Genomic DNA, 2,461 nt, shown 5'->3' on the forward strand with positions numbered 1-2,461 from the left:
GATGTCGGGGCCGAGGGCGGGGGCCGGTGACGGAGGCGGCGCGTGGTTGTCTCTTCCCCGGCCGGGAGTGCCGACGGCCGTTCGATCCGCGTATGCCGGCACGTTCGGGTGGGGATCGGTTCGCCTCCACTGGACCCGCGTGCCGCGTCCGGGTGAGAGTGGGGGCATGAAGTTCGCTTTCTCCACTCTCGGTGTCCCCGGTCTGCCCGTCCCCGAAGTGCTGCGGCTCGCGGTCGCGCACGGCTACCACGGCGTGGAGGTGCGCGCCCATCCGGAGGAGCCGGTCCACCCGGGACTGAGTCCGGACGAACGGAGCGCCGTCGCCGCCGAGTTCAAGGCGGCGGGCGTCGAGATCCTCGGGGTCGCGGGCTACGCGCGGGTCGCCGCGCCCGGCGCCGACGAGCCCGTGCTCGACGAGATCCGCGACCTCGTCGGCCTCGCCCGCGATCTCGGCGCGCCCTTCGTCCGTGTCTTTCCGGGTGGGGCCGAGGGACAGTCCGAAGCGGACGCCGACGCGGTCGCGGCCCGGCGGCTCGGGACCGCCGCCGAACACGCCGCCGACCTCGGCGTGCGCATCCTCCTGGAGACCCACGACTCGCACCGCACCGGCGCGGACGCCATCCGGATCATCGGCCCCGTCGGGCACCGGCAGGTCGGCGCGCTGTGGGACGTCATGCACACCTGGCTGGGCGGCGAGCAACCGCAGGACACCTACGCCGCGCTCTCGCCGTTCCTCGGGTACGTGCAGGTCAAGGACATCGCCTCGGCCGAGGACACGACCCCGCTCGCGCTGGGCGCGGGGGTGCTGCCCCTCGCGGAGTGCGTCGAGGTCCTGACCCGCGACGGCTGGGACGGCTGGCTGTGCTGGGAGTACGAGAAGCGCTGGTACGAGGGCGCCGAGCCGCTGGCGGGCCTCCTCGACGAGGGCCGCGCCCACCTGGGCCGCCTGCTCAACGACTCGGCCTGACGGGACGCCTGCGGGCGCCGACGGGACGCCTGCGGGCGCCGCTGAGCGCCGGCGGTCGCCCGCGGGCGCCGGTGAGGCACGCGGGTGAACCGCCCGCCCGCGCGACGCCGTCCTCTCCCGGTCGCCCGCTCGCGGTGGGGGGCTCCGCGGTCAGGCCTGAAGCCGGGCGAACGCCTCGTGGAAGCCGGGGAAGGTCTTGCGGACGCAGCCGGGGTCGTCGAAGGAGATTCCGGGGACGCGCAGGCCGGTCACCGCGAAGGACATGACGATGCGGTGGTCGCCGAAGGTCTTGACGTCGGCGCCCACCGGGGCGGCGCCCGGGCTGATCTCGATCCAGTCCGGGCCGGTGGCCACCCGCACGCCCATCCGCCGCAGGTTCTCCGCGCAGGCCTCCAGCCGGTCGCACTCCTTCACCCGGGTGTTCGCCACGTCCTCGATGCGCACGGGTCCGGAGGCGAAGGGGGCGATCGCGGCGAGCGTCGGCATGGTGTCCGAGATGTCCCGCATGTTGACGGTGACGCCCCGCAGTTCGCCCGTCCCGGCCACCGTCGTGCGGTCGGCGCCGACCTCCACCCGGGCGCCCATCCGGCGCAGGACCTCAACGAAGCCGAGGTCGCCCTGGAGCGCGTCCGCGCCGAGGCCCGGCACGGTCACCTCCCGGCCGGTGAGCGCGGCCGCCGCGAAGAAGTAGCTCGCGGTCGACGCGTCGGGCTCGATGGCGTACGTGGTCGCCCGGTAGCCGCCCGGCGCGACGACGTAGGTGTCCCCCTCGCGGATCGCCTCCGCGCCGAAGGCCCGCATCATCGCGATCGTGATGTCCACGTACGGCGCGGAGACCAGGTCCGTGACGGTGACGCGCAGACCGGTGCGGGTGAGCGGGCCGAGCAGCAGGAGGGCGGTCAGGTACTGCGAGGACTGGCCGGCGTCCAGCACGACCGCCCCGCCCTCGACGCCGGCCGCCCGCACGGTGAGCGGGTGGTGGCCCTCCGCCTCCTCGTGCCGCAGGTCCACGCCCAGGTCGCGCAGCGCGCGGGTGAGCGGGAGAAGGGGGCGGCGGCGCATCTGGGGCGAGGCGTCGAAGCGGTACACGCCGTGACCGGCGGCGGCGAGGGCCGGCAGGAAGCGTGCGGTGGTCGCCCCGTCCCGGCAGTACACGTCGGCCTCGGCGAGCGCCGGACCCTGGGGGCGGCCGTCGATCTGCCAGGCGTCCGGCGTGCGTCCGACGCGGTAGCCGAGCCGGGTCAGGCCCTCGGCGAACCCCTCGGTGTCGTCCGAACGCAGGGGGCGCTGGAGGGTGGTGACTCCGTCGGCGGCCGCGGCCAGGAACAGGGCGCGGGCGGTGAGGGACTTGGAACCGGGGATGTCGACGAGGGCCATGCCCCTCATGATCCCGCGCCGGTCCGCCCCGCCGCCGGTACGTCCACGGGATGGACGAGTGCCGGGACCGCTCCGTCCGGATGAACGGCCGGGGCGGCGGTGGGGGCGGCGGGCCCC

2 protein-coding genes are annotated in these 2,461 nt (G+C 75.5%); one reads left to right on the top strand and one right to left on the bottom strand.

Annotation, left to right across the window (positions count from 1 at the left end; translation table 11 throughout):
* Positions 1-166 precede the first annotated feature (166 nt).
* Positions 167-967 carry a sugar phosphate isomerase/epimerase family protein gene (locus KMS84_RS38370; protein WP_256921184.1) on the top strand — a complete coding sequence of 267 codons (801 nt, stop codon included), beginning with the start codon at positions 167-169 and terminating at the stop codon, positions 965-967.
* Between the two features lie 150 nt (positions 968-1,117).
* Here the strand turns inward: KMS84_RS38370 and aroA are convergent, their stop codons facing one another.
* Entirely contained in the window at positions 1,118-2,344 is a 1,227-nt protein-coding gene (aroA, locus tag KMS84_RS38375; protein WP_256921185.1) for a 3-phosphoshikimate 1-carboxyvinyltransferase, read from the bottom strand.
* Positions 2,345-2,461 lie beyond the last annotated feature (117 nt).

The organism is Streptomyces hilarionis (genome assembly GCF_024539675.1).
Taxonomy (GTDB): Bacteria; Actinomycetota; Actinomycetes; order Streptomycetales; family Streptomycetaceae; genus Streptomyces; species Streptomyces hilarionis.